Origin of the sequence: Bacillus sp. DX3.1 (assembly GCF_030292155.1) — a bacterium.
In the GTDB taxonomy this organism is placed as follows: domain Bacteria; phylum Bacillota; class Bacilli; order Bacillales; family Bacillaceae_G; genus Bacillus_A.
Genome location: NZ_CP128153.1, coordinates 2309650 through 2326972 on the forward strand (window position 1 = coordinate 2309650; position 17323 = coordinate 2326972).

The following is a 17323-nucleotide window of genomic DNA, read 5'->3' on the forward strand; positions in this document are numbered from 1 at the left end:
GTCTTACATGACTAAACAATTATCTTTCTTACCAAAAATTGATCGCGCAGCAACACAGGAACGTTTAGAAGGTGTTCTTGAGAGTGTACGTATATATAGGCAGTTTGGAATGATTCGTAAAGAAATGAAAGTCACTCCTTCTTATGAAGTTAGATATCATGGTCCTACTTATGATGTTGGAAAACCTTTAGAAGATGTTGCTTTAGCAAATATACAGCAAAGTGAACGAGAAGAATGGTTAGATAAAATGTCTTTTCGAATAGACCAAGCATTGAGTAGGTTTGGTAATAATGGAGCAGGAAAGAATCAAAGAGACATTATTATCAAGCGTTATTTAGAAGATGAAGATGTATGTGATTACATGGTTTATAACGAAATTGGCATGAGTGAACGTACTTATCGTCGTGTTAAAGCTAGAGCATTCTATAATCTCGCTTTTGCTCTTAGATTAGAAGTTTACGAGCAAGAACAATCTGGAGGTGATGAGCAATGAATTTTGTTCAACCTATTCGTGATACAGAGCAAATACAGCAAATAAAAGAGTATTTAAAAGAAAAGAATGAGCGTAATTATCTTTTGTTCATCATGGGAATTAATACAGGTTTACGAATCAGTGATATTTTAAAGTTGAAGGTAGGTGATGTGAAAGGGAGCCATATATCTATGCGAGAAAAGAAAACAGGTAAACAGAAACGGATTCAAATCACTGCAGCACTAAAGAGGGAGCTCCGCTGGTTCAATGAAGATAGAGAAGATGATGAGTACTTATTACAAAGTAGACAAGGAAAGAATCGTCCGATTGGTCGAAGTATGGCATATAAGATATTGAGTGGAACCGCAGCAGAGTTTGGATTAGATGAGATAGGTACACATACTTTAAGAAAGACCTACGGATACCATATGTACATGCAAACAAAGAACATTGCTTTACTTATGGAGATATTTAATCATTCATCGGAGAAGGTAACGCTTCGTTATATAGGTGTAAATCAAGATGCAATGGATAAAGCGATGAAAAGATTTAAAATCTAATCATTGCTTTTTCTTTTTTTATTTGGCTCTGTTAAAGAATATTGTTGATTTTCTTGTTAAACTAAAAGGGCAATTTAGTTTAATTTTTAGATTAAAATCCTGTGATACGATTAGAATTGGAATTTATCAGAACTTGGACCCAAAGAATATTAACTACGATGATTTTTAGAGTATGTAGATTTAGGCAAGCCCATATTTTAAACATAACTAACATGGGCTTGTCTTTCTAAAGTATTAGGATTACTTAGTTAGTTTTCGTCATCGTCAGCATAAACCAATGTAAATTTTTCAAATCCTGGAAACGAAGGAACTAGTTTATGACATTCTCCACAGTTAGCAACAAGAGGAGTAACCACTGGAATAATAGGAAGGGTTTCTTGACCATGTTGAATCTCGGTTGTACATACTTCATTAGCCTTACCACATTTTACAACAATATGACCGTTGGAAGTAGGGCCGTAGAAGCAGCATATTGTATCATCCAACTTAACTTTTGCCATAATTTTCACCTCCTAAATCAATCTCAATAATATAAGATTCAAGGAAGGATAAAACTGCTTGGACACGGGCCTTTTAAAAGCCACTTTTGGTAGCTTTTTTTTCGGTTGAAAGAATTGACAACGACGCTTTTCATAGTAACGGGACAATCTTATCCTTCACAAAAGGCAGCTTTTATTAAGGCAGAAGGATTGTGAATAAATGTACTTAAAGTAACGGGTGCGTTAGTACAATAAGATGTACAAGAAGACCGAGCTAAATCGGTCTTTTTATTTGGCTAAAAATCAACAATAAAATTTAACAGAGCCTTTTATTTTATACAGTTACTCATATTTTTCGTGTTGTGTACTCAAAATAAAAAGTCTTATGAAATTAAGCACAGCGAGGGTTCCGGAGTTTCAGTCAGTTACACACAATATAAGATATAGGTAAGCGGTGAAAAAGCATAGGTAAGTATAGAAAAAAAGGAGAGGTTTTCGGGGTTTTTCAAAACAGAATTGATGCTTCTCAGTAAAAAAGGAAGATGTTTCTTAGTTTATATATAAGGTGCATAATTAACTATATTTATTGTGTTTTCTACTTGTATTTTTACGTTCTATCAGGACACATCCTTTCAAAGTACATTTTAGTAACTTAACTTAGATGTGTCCACAGAACTATACTAACGCCAGTTTTTGTTTTACTTGGTTTTGTTCTTGAAGTGTCTCAATTACATTACAAATGCGTTTTTAAAATTTAATAATATCTTGGTCTTGTAAAATCATTTTAACGCTTCCTATTTTAAAATTATAGAGGAAAGGGGAAATTTGTGAATATAAAAATATACAAATAAAAATAAAAATTATGCTCTGTGAAATAACTATTGAGTGAAAGTACTGTAGATTAAGTATAGCGAAATTCTGTGTTACAGGTAACGAAGCCTATGTACATGTGAAGTAATGCTAAAAGTCGTGTCCTCTGCGGAGACGACTTTTTATGTTAATGAATATACTATTTTAAGAAAATGAAGAGGTGATAGAGACATGTATTATTTACTCGAATTAAATCGTTGGGGAATAAAAGAAGGATTACCCCAAAAACCTTATGTAGATGCAGATTATATACAAGCTGATAAGAATATTCAAGGGATAAACAGCGCATTACAATATGCATCAGCTAACAATTATTCTGGAGTTGTTCTTCCAGCAGGTAATTATGCTATATGTTACCCTCGTGAAATTACTATGGTTTCAAATTTGGACTTAAATTTAAATGGATCAACACTAAAAGTAATATACGATTCTAATAAAAAATCACCATTTGATAATAGAACAACAACAGATTATTACAACTTCAAAGGGAATAGTATCATATTTAGCAAAGTCACCAATTCTCATTTATTTGGTGGAACTATTATTGGATGTAGGGATGACAGAAGCTTTTCCAATCCTTTAGAAGTGGCGATGGAGCATACGTATGGAGTCCTTTTTCAGAAAAGCTCTAGCTACTGCTCAATAGATCATTGTATTGTTAGAGATTATATGGGTGATAACATTTCGTTCAGCTCAGATAGTATTTTTAACTACGGTGAGTTTGACCAAGGATTAACCCTAAATGCATTAGATTACAATACAGGACAACCAATCCCCTCAACTAATACACTCACAACTAAACTACTAAACATACCTCAAAATTTAACTCCAAAGATAAATTCCCTACTTATATCTGGTTCAGGATATGCTAGGATAACTAATTTAAACAACAAAGATTTCGATATCTTCTTTTATGACAATAACAACAAATTCATTGGAGCTATGAAGAAGAGAAGAATCTATACAGACATTTCAATTCCTATAAACGCAACGAAATTTAGACTACAGTTTTATAATGAAAATAATCCAAGTAAGAATATGCAAATAACGATTATGTTTGGTGGTATACCTCATCATAATGTCGTTGAGTACAATGAAATTTTCAATGGGCATAGGGGAGGAATCACTTTAGGCGGTAACTATAATGTTATTCAACACAATACAATCCGTGATAATGGAAAAGGATTAGTTAGGTTTTTGGATGGAAAGCCTATCTTCAATGATCCAACAAGGTATTCTATTAACATGGAAGATTCTTATGGTGCGAATTGTAAAATTAGAGACAATCATATATACGGTAGCTATCATGGTATTTTAACTGGATGCTTTGACGTTGCGATTGAAAATAACCATATATACAATATAGACTTCATAGCTATTAATCTGTATTCTTTAACACATGCTACAATTAAAGGTAACTTTTTATATAACTGTCAGAACAATATTGGGTTAATGACATCAAATTTCAGTTCTGCTTTCGTTAACATTACAGACAATCATTTCTCTGGCGGGAAAATGGACTTGAATAGCCTATACTATAGAGTAATGTTGTCAAACAACCATTACGTGAACCCAGAGTTTGTTGTAGGTGGTGATAATTGTACATTCAAGGATAACTACGTTATTTATACTGATGATCCACCTTCTGCTCCTAGAATGCAGCTTAATAAGATGTCTGGATGTACGTTTAAGTCTGTAGGATTACAAAGAGAGGTTACTTTCAAAGTACGTGAGTATAACAACTGTACTTTTGATAATTTGAAAGTACGTTCCGAAAATCCAACTCCAACAGTACCAGTAAATTGTGAGTTCAATCGTTCTGAGTTTATCGGTTGCGAGTTGAGAAACCATATCTACAACTACATTCCTATGAATATAGTTATATCCAAATCGAAGTTAACTGATACAACCGTTGAAGTAGGGATAACGAACGTGGATAATCAAAACCCTAACACCTCACTAGAAGATTGTATTGTAAATATTAATACAAAAAATAACTTATTCCTATCTGATACCAACAGACCATACACAACTTATAAAGCGGAAAGATGTAGAGTTACTATAAGTAATCCGGCGTTTGCTTCACTTTTGGCTTCTGGTTCAGCTGCTGTAGCAAATGAATTAATCTTAAAGGATAGCGATTTTGTTTATACAGGAGCAACACCACTTTCTCTGAAGTATTACACAAATAAGAATCACATTCGCAATTTCACTTCTTCAGATAACACTTTTGTAAATATTAACTTACCAACAAATTAATGATGGGACATTAAAGTAGAAATGAAATTGAAAGCCGGCTCTTATGAGTCGGCTTTTTATATTGCAAAGAAGTATATAAGAACTAAGCAATGTATGAAAGGAATTCTTTGTGTAATTCACTTTTTTTGTGCCCTCTAAATTGTGTTGTTTTATCTCGCTATTCGTGAGTAATAAGGCAATAGAGAATTAATATGTCAGGCTGAAAACGGCAATTTAGGCTGTTCCGACTTGATTTTGGTCTGCAACATCAGAATCGAATGTATTTGTTGCACTAACACCGTTAAAGGTATTGGTAACAAAAGCAACATTGGATGATCCTGAACCATTATAAGCTTTCGTATTCTCTTTTGGAGAAACGTTGTAAAAATCACCTAAGTTGAAAGAACCGTTACTATTTTGTACGACAAGATTTGCGACAACAGATGGCATAATCTTCACCTACTTTGTCAGGGATTGTTTACATCACTATATGATTCATTTTTCAAAAGGTTCAGCTGTAATTTATGTAAAAGTAAAAAATTAAACAAAAAGTTCATTTTAGTAGAAAGTAGAGAAGGACGTAAATCATATGAAATGATGAGCAAGAACCTAGAAATTAGTTCTTGCTTATCTCAAGCGTACTACAAAAAGCTAGTCCTAATAATCGCAATCATGATTTTGTCCAATAGCTAGGCCACTAAAAGAAATAGATCCAACAACGTCTGCGCGTGCATTAGGAGTAAGGTTCTCGACAGTTAATGTATAAACATGAGATCCAGATCTTAAATTTGTATCTATGGCTTGAAATGTTATAGCGTAGAACTGCTCAGAATCAGTAGATTAAATTCCTACTTGCGTGTTGAAAATTTCTCTGTCATCACGAAAAATCCTAAACAAAATTTGTGATATTTCACTTATTCCTTTAACACCAACTGTAGCGATTAATTCTACTTTATTATCACGTGAATTTCTTCTAGGGATTCTTAATTGAATGGATGCTAGATCTCTTTTTGTTGGAGAGTGCGGAATTTCGAAGGTTAGTTCATTGACTTTACTAAGTGGCTGCGTAGCTTGGACATATATTGGGAATTTTTTGCGAAATAATCCTTTTTTAATAGTACTCCAACAGAAGTCCTCTTCCTCAAGCACGTGCAGGGTATAGCCCAGGTGGTAGGGAGGGGATGAATGTTGGTCGTGCATAGCACGAAATTTCTATTTCCTTTTTATGTAACATCATGTATGATAATCCTAGAAATAAAAACGAACATATATTCTGTTTTTGCGTTTAGGAATCTGAAACACTACAACGAAAAAAGAGGAAGGTGATGACAATGTTGCTGAGTCAAAAATACGAAATTTCCCCAACGAAAGAACAAAAAGAAACTTTAGACCGTTGGCTACAATATTGTCGTCAAACCTATAATTCTGCTCTTTTAGACAAACAGAGAAAATATAAAGAAAACAAACAATCCTATACACGTTCTGACATGCAAAAGCAACAAACAATAGATAAGAAAACCTATCCTTTTCTAAAAGAAGTGCCATCACAGCCTTTACAAGAAGTATTTTTACGACTGAAAAAGGCATATGATGGTTTTTTTCGTAGGGATGCCAACTATCCAAAATTGAAAAAGTATAAAGAATATAATAGCCTCACCTTCACTCAATTTGGATTCAAACCGAATGGGAAACACCGTTTCGCAATGTCATTTGCGGATAATGGAAAATTATATAACAAACGACTAGGAGAAATTGATATTCTTCTTTATCGTCCGATTTTTGCGAAAAGGGTTAGAGCAATTACTTGTGAGAACGACTGAAACTGTAGGGCAAGGTTGTGTCCAAACAGTATAAACGACGCCTGTGGAGAGTATGTAAGACTGCTTGGGTAACTCCCAAGCAGCAACACTCTATGAAACAGGAAGCCCCTTCTTCAAACAACTCGTAAGAGTGTTAAGGAGGGGTCATTCACGATTTAGTGATACGTATTTGATGTAAATAAAGATCTTTATTTGACATATAGTTTTTTTATTAGGCGCTGTTAATCTTTAGTGTTGATTTAGTACAAAAAGAAAAAGACCGATTTTTATCGGTCCCTCCATATATCTTATTTAACTATCGCCACCTGTTAGTTTAACAAACTAATGTAACCATGAGAAATTTTTTTTGATAATTCTGATATTTATACTCTCAACGGAAATCTATCATTTTTTTCTAGGACCTAATTTTTCTAGGACCTATAATTAATTTGATTGCTGTGCTTTTCTCATTATTGATTAAAATATCTGTAAATGCCGGAACAAGAACCAAATCAACACCGCTAGGAGCTACGAATCCTCTTGCAATAGCAATGGCTTTAATCGCTTGATTTAAAGCGCCAGCTCCAATCACTTGAATTTCTGTAGTACCCTTTTCTCTTAATACGCCTGCAATTGCACCTGCAACTGAATTGGGATTTGATTTTGATGATACTTTTAATATATTATCCATATAAGTTGCTCCCCCTATTATTTAATTGCTTTGTTTGGTTACTGAAAGGAATGTAATTAATGTATCTTTAACTAATATTCATATCCAAATCAAACAGAACTATTGAATCTATTCATTCGATACTTTTTGAGCTATTCCTGCCCGTTAGCGTAAATAAAGAAGCGATTGTCTTATGAAACAATCGTCGCCCGTTAGTTGAATGAGGGACATAATTCATAAAAAAGCAACATTTAAATTTAATGTTTTCATTCGTTTTTCTTACTTTTACTGAAGTGGTTGATTTGTACATCGTTTATGAACTAACCACATGATGAGCATCGTTCAACAGATGAACAGTGCTTATTTATTATAAAAACATTAAAAGTCTTTATTGTTAATGATCAATAATCCTCAATACATTTCTTCTATTGAAAGAATCCCATAACCACAAAAACGCACGAATGAATGCTTTTGACTTTGTAGGGTTTCCTGTCTTTATGTCGAATATCTAAGGTAAATAAGGAGGGAATCATATGGCACAGTTTGAACTAGAGAAAATCACTTATTTAGGGGATATGAAAGAAGAAATTGAATTTAGTGTAGCTTATGTAAGGATTGATCACTATTTAGACTGGGAAGTCATTATTCGTGGATTTAATAGTAAAGATCAACTTTTTATTGAAATCATGAAGAGAAACGAGCAACCAAAATTTGAATTTTTGACTACTGAAGGAGAAGTTCTACAAGGGACAGCAAAAATAGTAAAATTCACTCCTAGTTTGGTCGATACAGAAGTTGATTTATCTGGTATTGGAAAATTAAATGGTTATGAAACATTAAGCATCCAATAGGATGCTTTTTCTATTCAGATCGTGAACGATAAAAAGCACATAAGCGACATTGGAATCGAGAAGAGATTGCATGTGCGAACGATCGCTTTGTAGAGGGGACGTTTTTGTAGAATTGCGTTTAGTGATTACTCTGTTCTTATCGATATTTCTTTAGTCTATCGTGGGTTGTGACAGGGATTAGTGACATGTAAGACTGATGTTTCAAAGGTAAAGACTACCTTGTCTGTATTTAGTTATTGTTGGTGGATTGTAGCCTATGTTTTGCGTCATATATAAATCCATTTTGATTTTTCGACATATAGCCACGGCTATGGATAACAAAAGGTGACCTGCACTCGTTTTCTCTCTTTGTTTTCACTATGTCTGGGCAGGAAAAAGATCTGACCGCTTCTATGCATGGCTGGATGCTCTCTACCACCTAAAAAGAAGGGGGTTATGTCGGTTTTTTAATTTGTATTTATATAGATGAATGAATTACACGAATAAAAAATAAGAGAAGCAAACAACAACTTCTCTAGAATAGTTATACTTTTATCCAATTTTAGTATAGCGATAAGAATTTTTTATGTATGTTGCATGATAGATTCCTTTCGACGGTGCACTCATTAAGCTACTGTAAATACTTTCTGGTACATTGTAGTAGTCATATGTACCGTTTTTAAATTGAATGCGTAATATCATAGATGGCGAATTATAGCCTACTGCGACTAAATGTTTAGAAATTACCGGATACATAGTCAAATGAGCTCATCTCCTTATTTGTATATTGACGAAGGGAAATCCTCCTATTTTGTCGAAGTATGAGTATTGGAAAGAAGGGATAGATTATGAACGAACAGGAGTTTATTGATATTGTACTTGAAGAGAATGATTCTCTTGCATTTGTTTTAAACCAAATTGTTGAACAAAAAAAAGAGGAAACGGGTTCTTATAACATAGCTGTTCAAAACGTTATTCCTGTAAGGAAAAATCATTTCACAGTTATTCTACATAAGGTTGTGTCAAATTTTTAAATTTAAGAAAAAAGAATTTGCTAAGAGGACAAAATAAAAAGCATCCAAATGGGTGTTTTTTTTGATATATATAATGTACTTACCTTCAAATTATACGAAAAGTAAAGGGAAAGGTGCTGTAGGGAACCGATTGGCGTAGGAATTCTTAAAGCGGAAGGGTATAAAATTTCAGGATAATGTAGTATATTAAATTTTGTTAAAAGACTTCTACTTATCTTTGTTTATATGAGAGGAATTCGAAAAAATTCGTCTGACTTTGATAAACTGAGGATGTATATGCATTCACCTATGTTTATACGACGTGAATGGAACATTTTTATTGTTATTTTGAGATGATGAGGCACACTGGTTTAACGTTGTTTTGCTGATTGACAGGGTTTTTTGGCAAGTTCACATGAAATTAACATGAATGTGATATTTTTATTGAATTATAGGAAAGTTTTTTTACGGTGTGTTTTCATTTTGAAGAGGAAAGAAGGTTAAAAAAACAGTAGGGAAATTATCTATCTATTAACAAATTAAATAAGGTGTGAGTTGTATGATTATTGAGTAGTAAGAGATTGCAAATTTGCTGTGCTGTGTATATTATGAAAATTCAGGTGAATGGGCATAAGTTATCACGATACTGATCAATTTCTTTTCTTGTAATCGTGTTAGCAAGAAGGTACATGAATCGATTTTTTCGGAGAAATGAAAGGCAGGAGAAAGTAACATGTCAGAAAACTATCGTTCTCGAGAAGAGCGAAGACAAGTACAAAAGAAGAAACATCCAAGCACAACTAAAGAAAAAACGATGGGGAAAAAGTCCTTTTTTCGTAAATTTTTAATAGGGTGCTTAATACTTGGAATCGTGACACTCGTAGCTGGAATTACTACTTTTTTCATTATGATAAAGGATGCTCCAAAACTTGATAAAGCGAAGCTTGTTAACCCTTTATCGGCAAAAATCTATGATAAAGATAAAAAATTGATATATGAATATGGTAAAGAAAAACGAACAAATATCACTTACGATCAAGTTCCAAAATTAGTAGAAAATGCATTTTTAGCAACAGAAGATGCACGTTTTTATGATCATAGTGGAATTGACGTTAAGGGGACTTCACGTGCAGTTTTAGTCAGTCTTAAGGGGGAATATGGTTCACAAGGCGGTAGTACAATTACGCAACAGGTTATCAAAAACTACTTTCTTTCGATGGACAAAACACCAAAGCGTAAAGCACAAGAAATATATTTAGCGTATAAACTAGAGCAACAATATTCAAAACACGAAATACTAGAAATGTATTTAAACAAGATTAATCTAGGCAATCGCTCTTACGGTATTGCAACAGCAGCAGAAAACTACTATGGAAAAGAGTTAAAAGACTTAACTTTACCAGAGGCGGCGATGCTTGCGGGACTACCAAAAGGACCTAGTATTTATGATCCAACAAAACAACAAAATGTAGAGCGAGCAAAAGAACGTCGTGATGTTGTGTTGCATTTAATGAATCGACATGGATATATTTCTCAAAAACAAATGGAAGAGGCGCAAAAAGTGCCTGTAACAGAAGGACTCCTTCCGCCTAAAGAGGTAACAGAAATGCCATATCCTGCCTTTTTAGATGCCGTTGTGAAAGAAATTGAAACAGAAATGCCAGATGTGAATATTGGTGCTGATGGATTATCAATTTACACAACATTAGATACAAAGGCACAACAATTTGCAGATAATCTTCTAAACGAGAATATTATTGATTATCCAGACGATCAATTCCAAGGTGCATTTACATTTATGGATACAAAAACGGGAGAAGTTCGTGCAATCGGTAGTGGTCGTGGTGAAAGTAAAGCAACATTTAAAGGGTATAATATGGCTATTGAACTGGAACGTCCAGTAGGTTCAACAATGAAACCAATCTTTGATTATGGTCCAGCAATTGAATATTTAAAATGGTCAACGAATCATCAAGTTGATGACTCTGCATATAAATATTCATCAGGACAACAGGTTCAAAATGCTGATAAAACATACAAAGGTGCTATGACGATGCGCGACGCTCTTAAAATGTCTCGTAACGTGCCAGCTATCAAAACAGCGAAAGAAGTAGGGCTAAGTAAATCGCAAAGCTTCTCAGAAAGTCTTGGTCTTACATTCAAAGAAGATGCAGTAGAATCAAGTGCAATTGGTACTAATGAGTCTTCGCCACTAGATGTTGCAGGCGCTTATGCTGCTTTTGGTAATGATGGTAAATACAATAAACCACACTTTGTAAGAAAAGTAATTTTTTCTGATGGAAAAGAAAAAAGTTTTAAACCAAAACAAAAACGAGTAATGGAAGATTATACAGCTTATATGATTACAGATATGCTGCGATCGGTTGTCAATTCTGGTACAGGTACGAAGGCAAATGTGAGTTCATTAGACGTTGCCGGTAAAACTGGAACAACAAACTATGACGCTAAAGACTTAGCGAAATATGGTATACCTGCATCGGCATCTCCTGATAGTTGGTTTGCTGGTTATACACCGCAATATACAATGGCAGTATGGACAGGATATAATAACAAAGGGGACGGTTATCTTAATTCCAACTCAACCCCTATCGCACAACGTATGTTTAAAGAGATGATGAGTGAGTTTGGAACAAGTACAGCACGTTTTAAACAACCAAGTAGCGTCATTCAAGAAGGTGATGAATTACGTGTTAAAGGTGCAAAACGAGATTCTTCTTCCAGTGTGAAAGTTCCAAGTACGAACTCAACTGAGAAAAAGAAAACTGATGACCAAAACAAACAGCAAGAAGAGCAGCAACAAACGGAAGATAGTAATAAACAACAAGAGCAAAATCAACAGGATAATAATCAAGATAACAATGCAAACAATGAAAATGGTCAAGGAAACACACCAAACACTGGAAACGAAAATGGTCAAGGGAGTACCCCAGGCACTGGAAACGAAAATGGTGAAGGGAGCACCCCAGGCACTGGAAACGGAAATGGTGAAGGGAGCACCCCAGGCACCGGAAACGGAAATGGCGAAGGGAGTACCCCAGGCACTGGAAACGGAAATGGCGGAGGGAGCACCCCAGGCACTGGAAACGGAAATGGTGAAGGGAGCACCCCAGGCACTGGAAACGGAAATGGCGAAGGGAGTACCCCAGGCACTGGAAACGGAAATGGCGGAGGGAGTACCCCAGGCACTGGAAACGGTCAAGGTGAGACAACTTCTAATCAAAATGGTGATCAATAATAGAAATGGTGCCCAGCATTTCTATTATTAAAAATAGTATAGATAAGAACACTTATGATATCGTATTTAATTCGGTATCATAAGTGTTTTTTTACATTATCTCAACACATTCATTATACAAAAACAGTCGCTATTTCATGTTGTAGTAATGAGATTGCAACTTGTCCTCTACTCGGATATGAAAATAAAGTATAAGAGAGAGGGGCTTATGGGATCTCGATGCAAAAAGAAGCATAAGTCTTCTTTTGATAGTTGGAAATGGAGAAGTGTTTGTAGCTGTTGCAATCCAATACATTTTATACCTTGTCCTTCAACGCAATTATCAAAACAGAATCATTGTAGTTGTAATAGTCATAAATGCTGGTAGAATAATTGCTCAAGCTGTTAAAAGGAAAGGTGCAGTAATAAAAATCGATTTTTTAAATCGGCTTTTATTAAATTTAAAGATTTTCTATTCAAGTTGTTATTCAGATTTTAGATATTAAAAGTCCCATAAAAATTTTGAAAATAGATGGATGGGAAATGATAAAAAATTTGAGGAGCAGCATATGGGGGATAGTGGGGATAAGTATGAGAAGGATAGGTGCTTTCAGGCTGAGTTCCCTGATACCAAAAAGAAGGAGTCTGACCAGTTAATGGATATGGTTGCCACATAGCAGGGAGTGCGACCCCTACATCAGAGCTTGCGGTATGGACAGGGGCAATATGGACTGAAGGAGCAGCGGGGGCCACAACAGCAATCCTTGGGAAGAATGGATACATAATAGAATCACTCCTAAATCGATTGATACAGCAGTATATTCTTGTACGTGCTATATATGTGCATACATGTTTTCTATAGGATGATGTGTCGATTATGAAAGTGCTGTAATATGCTTAAAAAACTAAGAGGGTTCTTTTTAGTATTCCTGAAAATGAGATTTACAATGATGTTCTCTCGAACTAAGTCAATAGTCGTAAGACCAAGTCCACCTATAGACGGTGGACTTTTTTTATTAGAAAATACGTCTATTTACGGAAGGAAGTTTTCGAATGAAAAGGTACAATATGATTGTAATCAATATTATATAGCTTGTTTTGCAGCTTAGATGGAGGCTTTTTTATGGAAAAGTTATGGACGAAGTCATTTATTCAAATGACGTTGGCGATGTTATTTTTATTTACTGGATTTTATTTTCTTTTTATCTTTTGCTTATGGAGGCATCACGACATTTTTACCACTTTTTGCAACATCAATTGATGTGAACCCAGGAACATTCTTTCTTGTTTATGCCATCTCACTCACGGTTATTCGACCGGTTGCTGGGAAACTATCAGATCGATATGGAGAAATGTTTATCATTATGCCATCGCTTATCATTACCGTACTAGCGATACTTGTTTTAACAGTATCAAGTGGATTAATGGGTGTGATTGCAGCTGCGATTTTATATGGAGTTGGATTTGGTTCCGCACAACCTGCGTTGCAAGCAGCGATGCTTAGAATCGTTGATCTGGGTAAAAGGGGAATTGCCAATGCATCTTTCTTTACAGCGTTTGATTTAGGAATTGGACTCGGTGCGATTTTACTTGGATTCGTTTCACAATTTTTCGGATACCGTAGTTTATTTACTGTTAGTGCTGTAGCGGGAGTTATTGCTTTCTTGATTTTCATTGTCTTTGTCTTTGTAAAGCAGTTATTAGGGGAACATGAAATGGCAAAATAAATTTTAGCAATCGGAGGCGAAAGTATATGAGAATTACAATTGAATCTGCAGCTGTAAAATGGCTTAAAGAAGAACTTACTCTAAAAAGCGGTGATTCTGTTCGATTTGTTGTTAGATATGGTGGTAACAGTACGATTCAATCAGGTTATTCTGTAGGATTAGCCCTTGAACAGCCAGAAGATGTAGCAGCGTTTATTGAAAAAGATGGTATTTTATTTTTCGTAGATTCTGATGACATTTGGTACTTTCAAGAATACGATTTAGGTGTGGGTTATAATACCACTATCGATGAAATTGAATTTAACTATGTAAAATAATCACTTTATTACTAGCAAAAATATTTTATATAAAAATTGTATTTCAATAATAGTAGAATATGAATTATTTAAGCGAATTGCACATGTATGCAACTCGCTTTTTTCTTATGAATTGAGAAAAATACCGACTATATGGAACCTAAATAAAATAGTTCAATGGATTGTGAAATAAAGAAAAATATCAGTTTTAGCAAATGAAAAATCCCTAAAGGTTATAGTTAGAAAGATGTCTAGAGTGAGATGTGTATAAATCTCATTCCTTTTTTGATAGGAAAATTAAATTGCTATTCTTGAAAAATAGTAAAGTTTGAGTGAGAAAAGTATAGCAAACTTATAAATATAAAATAAATTGAAATCTTCTAAAAACTCTGATACATTGAAATGGAGATATATTTTCATAATCTTGAAAAGGCTTACAGGTGTGCACAAAGATCGATTAGGATTGGAGGAAACAAAATGAAAGCTGAAGAAAAATTTTCCCCGGGATTAGATGGTGTAGTCGCAGCGGAGACGAAGATTTCGTTTCTGGATACGGTAAAAGGTGAAATTGTTATTCAAGGATATGACTTAATTGAGTTATCAAAGACGAAAAGTTATTTAGACATTGTGCACCTTTTATTAGAGGAACGTCTACCAAATGAGGATGAAAAAGTAACACTTGAAAAGAAATTGAAACAGGAGTATGAGGTGCCAGAAGGTGTTTTCGATGTTTTAAAAGCATTGCCAAAACAGACGCACCCAATGGATGGGTTACGTACGGGCGTATCTGCATTAGCTGGATACGATGATGACATTGAGAATCGTTCACTAGAAGTGAACAAAAGCCGTGGTTATAAACTGTTAAGTAAGGTGCCTAACATTGTGGCGAACAGTTATCATATTTTAAATAATGAAGAGCCGGTTCATCCACTGCAAGAGTTATCATATAGTGCAAACTTCTTCTATATGTTGACAGGTAAAAAGCCGTCTGAACTTGAAGAAAAAATCTTTGACCGCTCTCTCGTTTTATATAGCGAACACGAAATGCCAAACTCTACATTTACGGCTCGCGTTATCGCATCCACACAATCTGATTTATATGGTGCTTTAACAGGAGCAGTTGCTTCTTTAAAAGGAAGCCTACACGGCGGTGCCAATGAAGCAGTTATGTACATGCTTTTGGAAGCAGGTAGCGTTGAAAAGTTTGAAGAGTTATTACAAAAGAAACTATATAACAAAGAAAAAATCATGGGATTTGGTCATCGTGTTTATATGAAGAAAATCGATCCAAGAGCACTTATGATGAAAGAAGCTTTAAAGCAACTATGTGAGGTAAAAGGTGATCATACGTTATATGAAATGTGTGAAGCTGGAGAAAAAATTATGGAGAAGGAAAAAGGAATTTATCCGAATCTAGATTACTATGCAGCACCAGTATATTGGATGTTAGGTATTCCAATTCAACTGTACACACCGATCTTTTTCAGCTCAAGAACAGTCGGATTGTGTGCGCATGTTATTGAACAACATGCAAACAATCGCTTGTTCCGCCCGCGTGTAAATTATATCGGCGAGCGACATGCATTTAGCAAATAAAAACAACTGGGGAGTTGTTAAGGCCGCCCGCCAGGTGGGTGTTTGACCGACACCCATCCTTAATAATAACGAAATTTCGACAGAAAGGGAAGGATAGCATGATAAAAACAAACGAAATCAAAAAAAGAGATGCATTATTAGAGGAAATTACGGATTATGTACTAGATAAAGAGGTGACAAGTTCAGAAGCATTTAGCACAGCTCGCTATGTGTTATTAGATACACTTGGATGTGGTATTTTAGCATTACAATATCCAGAATGTACGAAGTTACTTGGACCGATTGTACCAGGAACTGTTGTGCCAAATGGTACACGTGTACCAGGGACTTCATTTGTTCTTGATCCAGTTCGCGGTGCTTTTAATATTGGCTGTATGATCCGTTGGCTTGATTATAACGATACATGGCTTGCAGCAGAATGGGGCCATCCGTCCGATAACTTAGGTGGTATTTTAGCAGTTGCTGATTACGTGAGCCGTGTTCGTATTTCGGAAGGAAAAGAGCCATTAAAGGTGCGCGATGTATTAGAAATGATGATTAAAGCTCATGAAATTCAAGGTGTACTTGCGTTAGAAAATAGTTTGAACCGCGTTGGTCTTGACCATGTGTTATATGTAAAAGTAGCAACAACAGCAGTTGTTACAAAAATGTTAGGTGGTACGCGAGAAGAAATTAATAATGCATTGTCTCATGCATGGATTGATAATTCTAGTTTACGTACATATCGTCATGCTCCAAATACAGGGTCTCGTAAATCATGGGCAGCTGGGGATGCAACGAGCCGCGGTGTTCATCTTGCACTTATGGCACTAAAAGGTGAAATGGGTTATCCGACAGCATTATCTGCGCCAGGTTGGGGATTCCAAGATGTATTATTTAATAAACAAGAGCTGAAGTTAGGAAGATCTTTAGATTCTTATGTAATGGAAAATGTGTTATTTAAAGTATCATACCCAGCAGAATTCCATGCACAAACAGCTGCAGAATGTGCTGTGAAACTGCATCCAGTAATCAAAGATCGTTTAGACGAAATTGACCGTATTACAATTACGACGCATGAATCAGCAGTTCGTATTATTGATAAAGAAGGTCCGCTTAACAATCCGGCTGACCGTGATCATTGCTTACAATATATTACTGCAATTGGTCTATTAAAAGGCGATATCGTTGCGGATGACTATGAAAACGAAGTGGCACTTGATCCTCGAGTAGACGGCTTACGAGATAAGATGGTCGTTGTAGAAAATAAACAGTACAGTCTTGATTATCTTGATCCGAACAAGCGCTCAATCGCCAACGCAGTTCAAGTTCACTTTAAAGATGGTACAGTAACAGAAAATGTAGAGTGTGAGTATCCACTTGGTCATCGTTTCCGTAGAGAAGAAGCGATTCCGAAAGTCGTACAAAAGTTTACAGCGAACATTGCTGTTCATTATTCAAATAAACAACAGGAACAGATTCATGAAGCTTGTTTGAATGAAGAAAAATTAGAAAATATGAATATAAACGAATTTGTTGATCTTTTCTTAATTTAAGTG

Annotated in this window: 14 protein-coding genes and 3 pseudogenes; 11 read left to right on the forward strand and 6 right to left on the reverse strand. The window is 35.1% G+C overall.

Annotated elements, in window-relative coordinates; translation table 11 throughout:
* Positions 1-7 precede the first annotated feature (7 nt).
* Both QRE67_RS11335 and QRE67_RS11340 read left to right on the forward strand, forming a co-directional pair.
* Positions 8-493 carry an ArpU family phage packaging/lysis transcriptional regulator gene (locus QRE67_RS11335; RefSeq protein ID WP_286124936.1) on the forward strand — a complete coding sequence of 162 codons (486 nt, stop codon included), beginning with the start codon at positions 8-10 and terminating at the stop codon, positions 491-493.
* A complete protein-coding gene (locus QRE67_RS11340) occupies positions 490-1032 on the forward strand; it encodes a site-specific integrase (protein WP_286124937.1) in 543 nt (180 codons plus the stop codon). Before QRE67_RS11335 ends, QRE67_RS11340 begins: the two co-directional genes overlap by 4 nt.
* Before the next feature lie 248 nt (positions 1033-1280).
* On the opposite strand, the gene QRE67_RS11345 is transcribed toward QRE67_RS11340, so the two are convergent.
* The gene (locus QRE67_RS11345) at positions 1281-1532 is read right to left on the reverse strand and encodes a hypothetical protein (RefSeq protein WP_286124938.1); all 252 of its coding nucleotides are present in this window, start codon (positions 1530-1532) and stop codon (positions 1281-1283) included.
* A gap of 1020 nt (positions 1533-2552) precedes the next feature.
* Between QRE67_RS11345 and QRE67_RS11350 the strand changes: the two genes are divergently transcribed.
* Positions 2553-4640: a right-handed parallel beta-helix repeat-containing protein gene (locus QRE67_RS11350; protein WP_286124939.1), complete on the forward strand. Its 2088-nt coding sequence runs from the start codon at positions 2553-2555 to the stop codon at positions 4638-4640.
* Between the two features lie 213 nt (positions 4641-4853).
* Here the strand turns inward: QRE67_RS11350 and QRE67_RS11355 are convergent, their stop codons facing one another.
* Both QRE67_RS11355 and QRE67_RS11360 read right to left on the reverse strand, forming a co-directional pair.
* On the reverse strand, positions 4854-5069 hold the full coding sequence (locus QRE67_RS11355; RefSeq protein ID WP_286124940.1) for a spore germination protein: 216 nt from the start codon (positions 5067-5069) through the stop codon (positions 4854-4856).
* A 207-nt stretch (positions 5070-5276) separates the two neighbouring features.
* A pseudogene (locus QRE67_RS11360) lies at positions 5277-5702 on the reverse strand (exosporium protein C).
* Positions 5703-5944: 242 nt separating this feature from the next.
* On the opposite strand from QRE67_RS11360, the pseudogene QRE67_RS11365 reads away from it, so the two are divergent.
* Positions 5945-6397: pseudogene (locus QRE67_RS11365) on the forward strand (RNA-guided endonuclease InsQ/TnpB family protein); the annotation flags it as partial.
* Between the two features lie 436 nt (positions 6398-6833).
* On the opposite strand, the gene QRE67_RS11370 reads toward QRE67_RS11365, so the two are convergent.
* Positions 6834-7109: a stage V sporulation protein S gene (locus QRE67_RS11370; RefSeq protein ID WP_286124942.1), complete on the reverse strand. Its 276-nt coding sequence runs from the start codon at positions 7107-7109 to the stop codon at positions 6834-6836.
* Between the two features lie 512 nt (positions 7110-7621).
* Here QRE67_RS11370 and QRE67_RS11375 point away from each other — a divergent pair.
* The gene (locus QRE67_RS11375; protein ID WP_286124943.1) at positions 7622-7939 is read left to right on the forward strand and encodes a hypothetical protein; all 318 of its coding nucleotides are present in this window, start codon (positions 7622-7624) and stop codon (positions 7937-7939) included.
* Between the two features lie 531 nt (positions 7940-8470).
* Here QRE67_RS11375 and QRE67_RS11380 read toward each other — a convergent pair.
* Positions 8471-8674 carry a KTSC domain-containing protein gene (locus QRE67_RS11380; RefSeq protein WP_286125257.1) on the reverse strand — a complete coding sequence of 68 codons (204 nt, stop codon included), beginning with the start codon at positions 8672-8674 and terminating at the stop codon, positions 8471-8473.
* Positions 8675-8766: 92 nt separating this feature from the next.
* Here QRE67_RS11380 and QRE67_RS11385 point away from each other — a divergent pair, with 92 nt between their 5' ends.
* Both QRE67_RS11385 and QRE67_RS11390 read left to right on the forward strand, forming a co-directional pair.
* Entirely contained in the window at positions 8767-8952 is a 186-nt protein-coding gene (locus QRE67_RS11385) for a hypothetical protein (protein WP_286124944.1), read from the forward strand.
* Between the two features lie 712 nt (positions 8953-9664).
* Positions 9665-12187, forward strand: coding sequence for a transglycosylase domain-containing protein (locus tag QRE67_RS11390; RefSeq protein ID WP_286124945.1), 2523 nt, complete (start codon positions 9665-9667; stop codon positions 12185-12187).
* A 474-nt stretch (positions 12188-12661) separates the two neighbouring features.
* Here the strand turns inward: QRE67_RS11390 and QRE67_RS11395 are convergent, their stop codons facing one another.
* Positions 12662-12949 (reverse strand): hypothetical protein, encoded by a 288-nt coding sequence (locus QRE67_RS11395; protein WP_286124946.1) that lies wholly within the window; start codon positions 12947-12949, stop codon positions 12662-12664.
* 410 nt (positions 12950-13359) lie between these two features.
* Here QRE67_RS11395 and QRE67_RS11400 point away from each other — a divergent pair.
* The 4 genes and pseudogenes from QRE67_RS11400 to prpD form a co-directional block, all read left to right on the forward strand.
* Positions 13360-13893 (forward strand): annotated as a pseudogene (locus QRE67_RS11400) (MFS transporter); the annotation flags it as partial.
* A gap of 26 nt (positions 13894-13919) precedes the next feature.
* Complete coding sequence (locus QRE67_RS11405; protein ID WP_286124947.1) at positions 13920-14210, forward strand: HesB/YadR/YfhF family protein; 291 nt, start codon at positions 13920-13922, stop codon at positions 14208-14210.
* A gap of 456 nt (positions 14211-14666) precedes the next feature.
* Entirely contained in the window at positions 14667-15785 is a 1119-nt protein-coding gene (gene mmgD / locus QRE67_RS11410; protein ID WP_286124948.1) for a citrate synthase, read from the forward strand.
* A 98-nt stretch (positions 15786-15883) separates the two neighbouring features.
* Positions 15884-17320, forward strand: a complete 1437-nt coding sequence (prpD, locus tag QRE67_RS11415; RefSeq protein ID WP_286124949.1) for a 2-methylcitrate dehydratase — start codon at positions 15884-15886, stop codon at positions 17318-17320.
* The last annotated feature ends 3 nt before the right edge of the window (positions 17321-17323 follow it).

Excerpts from the sequence above, each read along its gene's own strand:
- QRE67_RS11335 (WP_286124936.1), top strand. The coding sequence starts at position 8 with ATGACTAAACAATTATCTTTCTTACCAAAAATTGATCGCGCAGCAACA.
- QRE67_RS11340 (WP_286124937.1), top strand. The coding sequence starts at position 490 with ATGAATTTTGTTCAACCTATTCGTGATACAGAGCAAATACAGCAAATA.
- QRE67_RS11345 (WP_286124938.1), bottom strand. The coding sequence starts at position 1,532 with ATGGCAAAAGTTAAGTTGGATGATACAATATGCTGCTTCTACGGCCCT.
- QRE67_RS11350 (WP_286124939.1), top strand. The coding sequence starts at position 2,553 with ATGTATTATTTACTCGAATTAAATCGTTGGGGAATAAAAGAAGGATTA.
- QRE67_RS11355 (WP_286124940.1), bottom strand. The coding sequence starts at position 5,069 with ATGCCATCTGTTGTCGCAAATCTTGTCGTACAAAATAGTAACGGTTCT.
- QRE67_RS11370 (WP_286124942.1), bottom strand. The coding sequence starts at position 7,109 with ATGGATAATATATTAAAAGTATCATCAAAATCAAATCCCAATTCAGTT.
- QRE67_RS11375 (WP_286124943.1), top strand. The coding sequence starts at position 7,622 with ATGGCACAGTTTGAACTAGAGAAAATCACTTATTTAGGGGATATGAAA.
- QRE67_RS11380 (WP_286125257.1), bottom strand. The coding sequence starts at position 8,674 with ATGTATCCGGTAATTTCTAAACATTTAGTCGCAGTAGGCTATAATTCG.
- QRE67_RS11385 (WP_286124944.1), top strand. The coding sequence starts at position 8,767 with ATGAACGAACAGGAGTTTATTGATATTGTACTTGAAGAGAATGATTCT.
- QRE67_RS11390 (WP_286124945.1), top strand. The coding sequence starts at position 9,665 with ATGTCAGAAAACTATCGTTCTCGAGAAGAGCGAAGACAAGTACAAAAG.
- QRE67_RS11395 (WP_286124946.1), bottom strand. The coding sequence starts at position 12,949 with ATGTATCCATTCTTCCCAAGGATTGCTGTTGTGGCCCCCGCTGCTCCT.
- QRE67_RS11405 (WP_286124947.1), top strand. The coding sequence starts at position 13,920 with ATGAGAATTACAATTGAATCTGCAGCTGTAAAATGGCTTAAAGAAGAA.
- mmgD (WP_286124948.1), top strand. The coding sequence starts at position 14,667 with ATGAAAGCTGAAGAAAAATTTTCCCCGGGATTAGATGGTGTAGTCGCA.
- prpD (WP_286124949.1), top strand. The coding sequence starts at position 15,884 with ATGATAAAAACAAACGAAATCAAAAAAAGAGATGCATTATTAGAGGAA.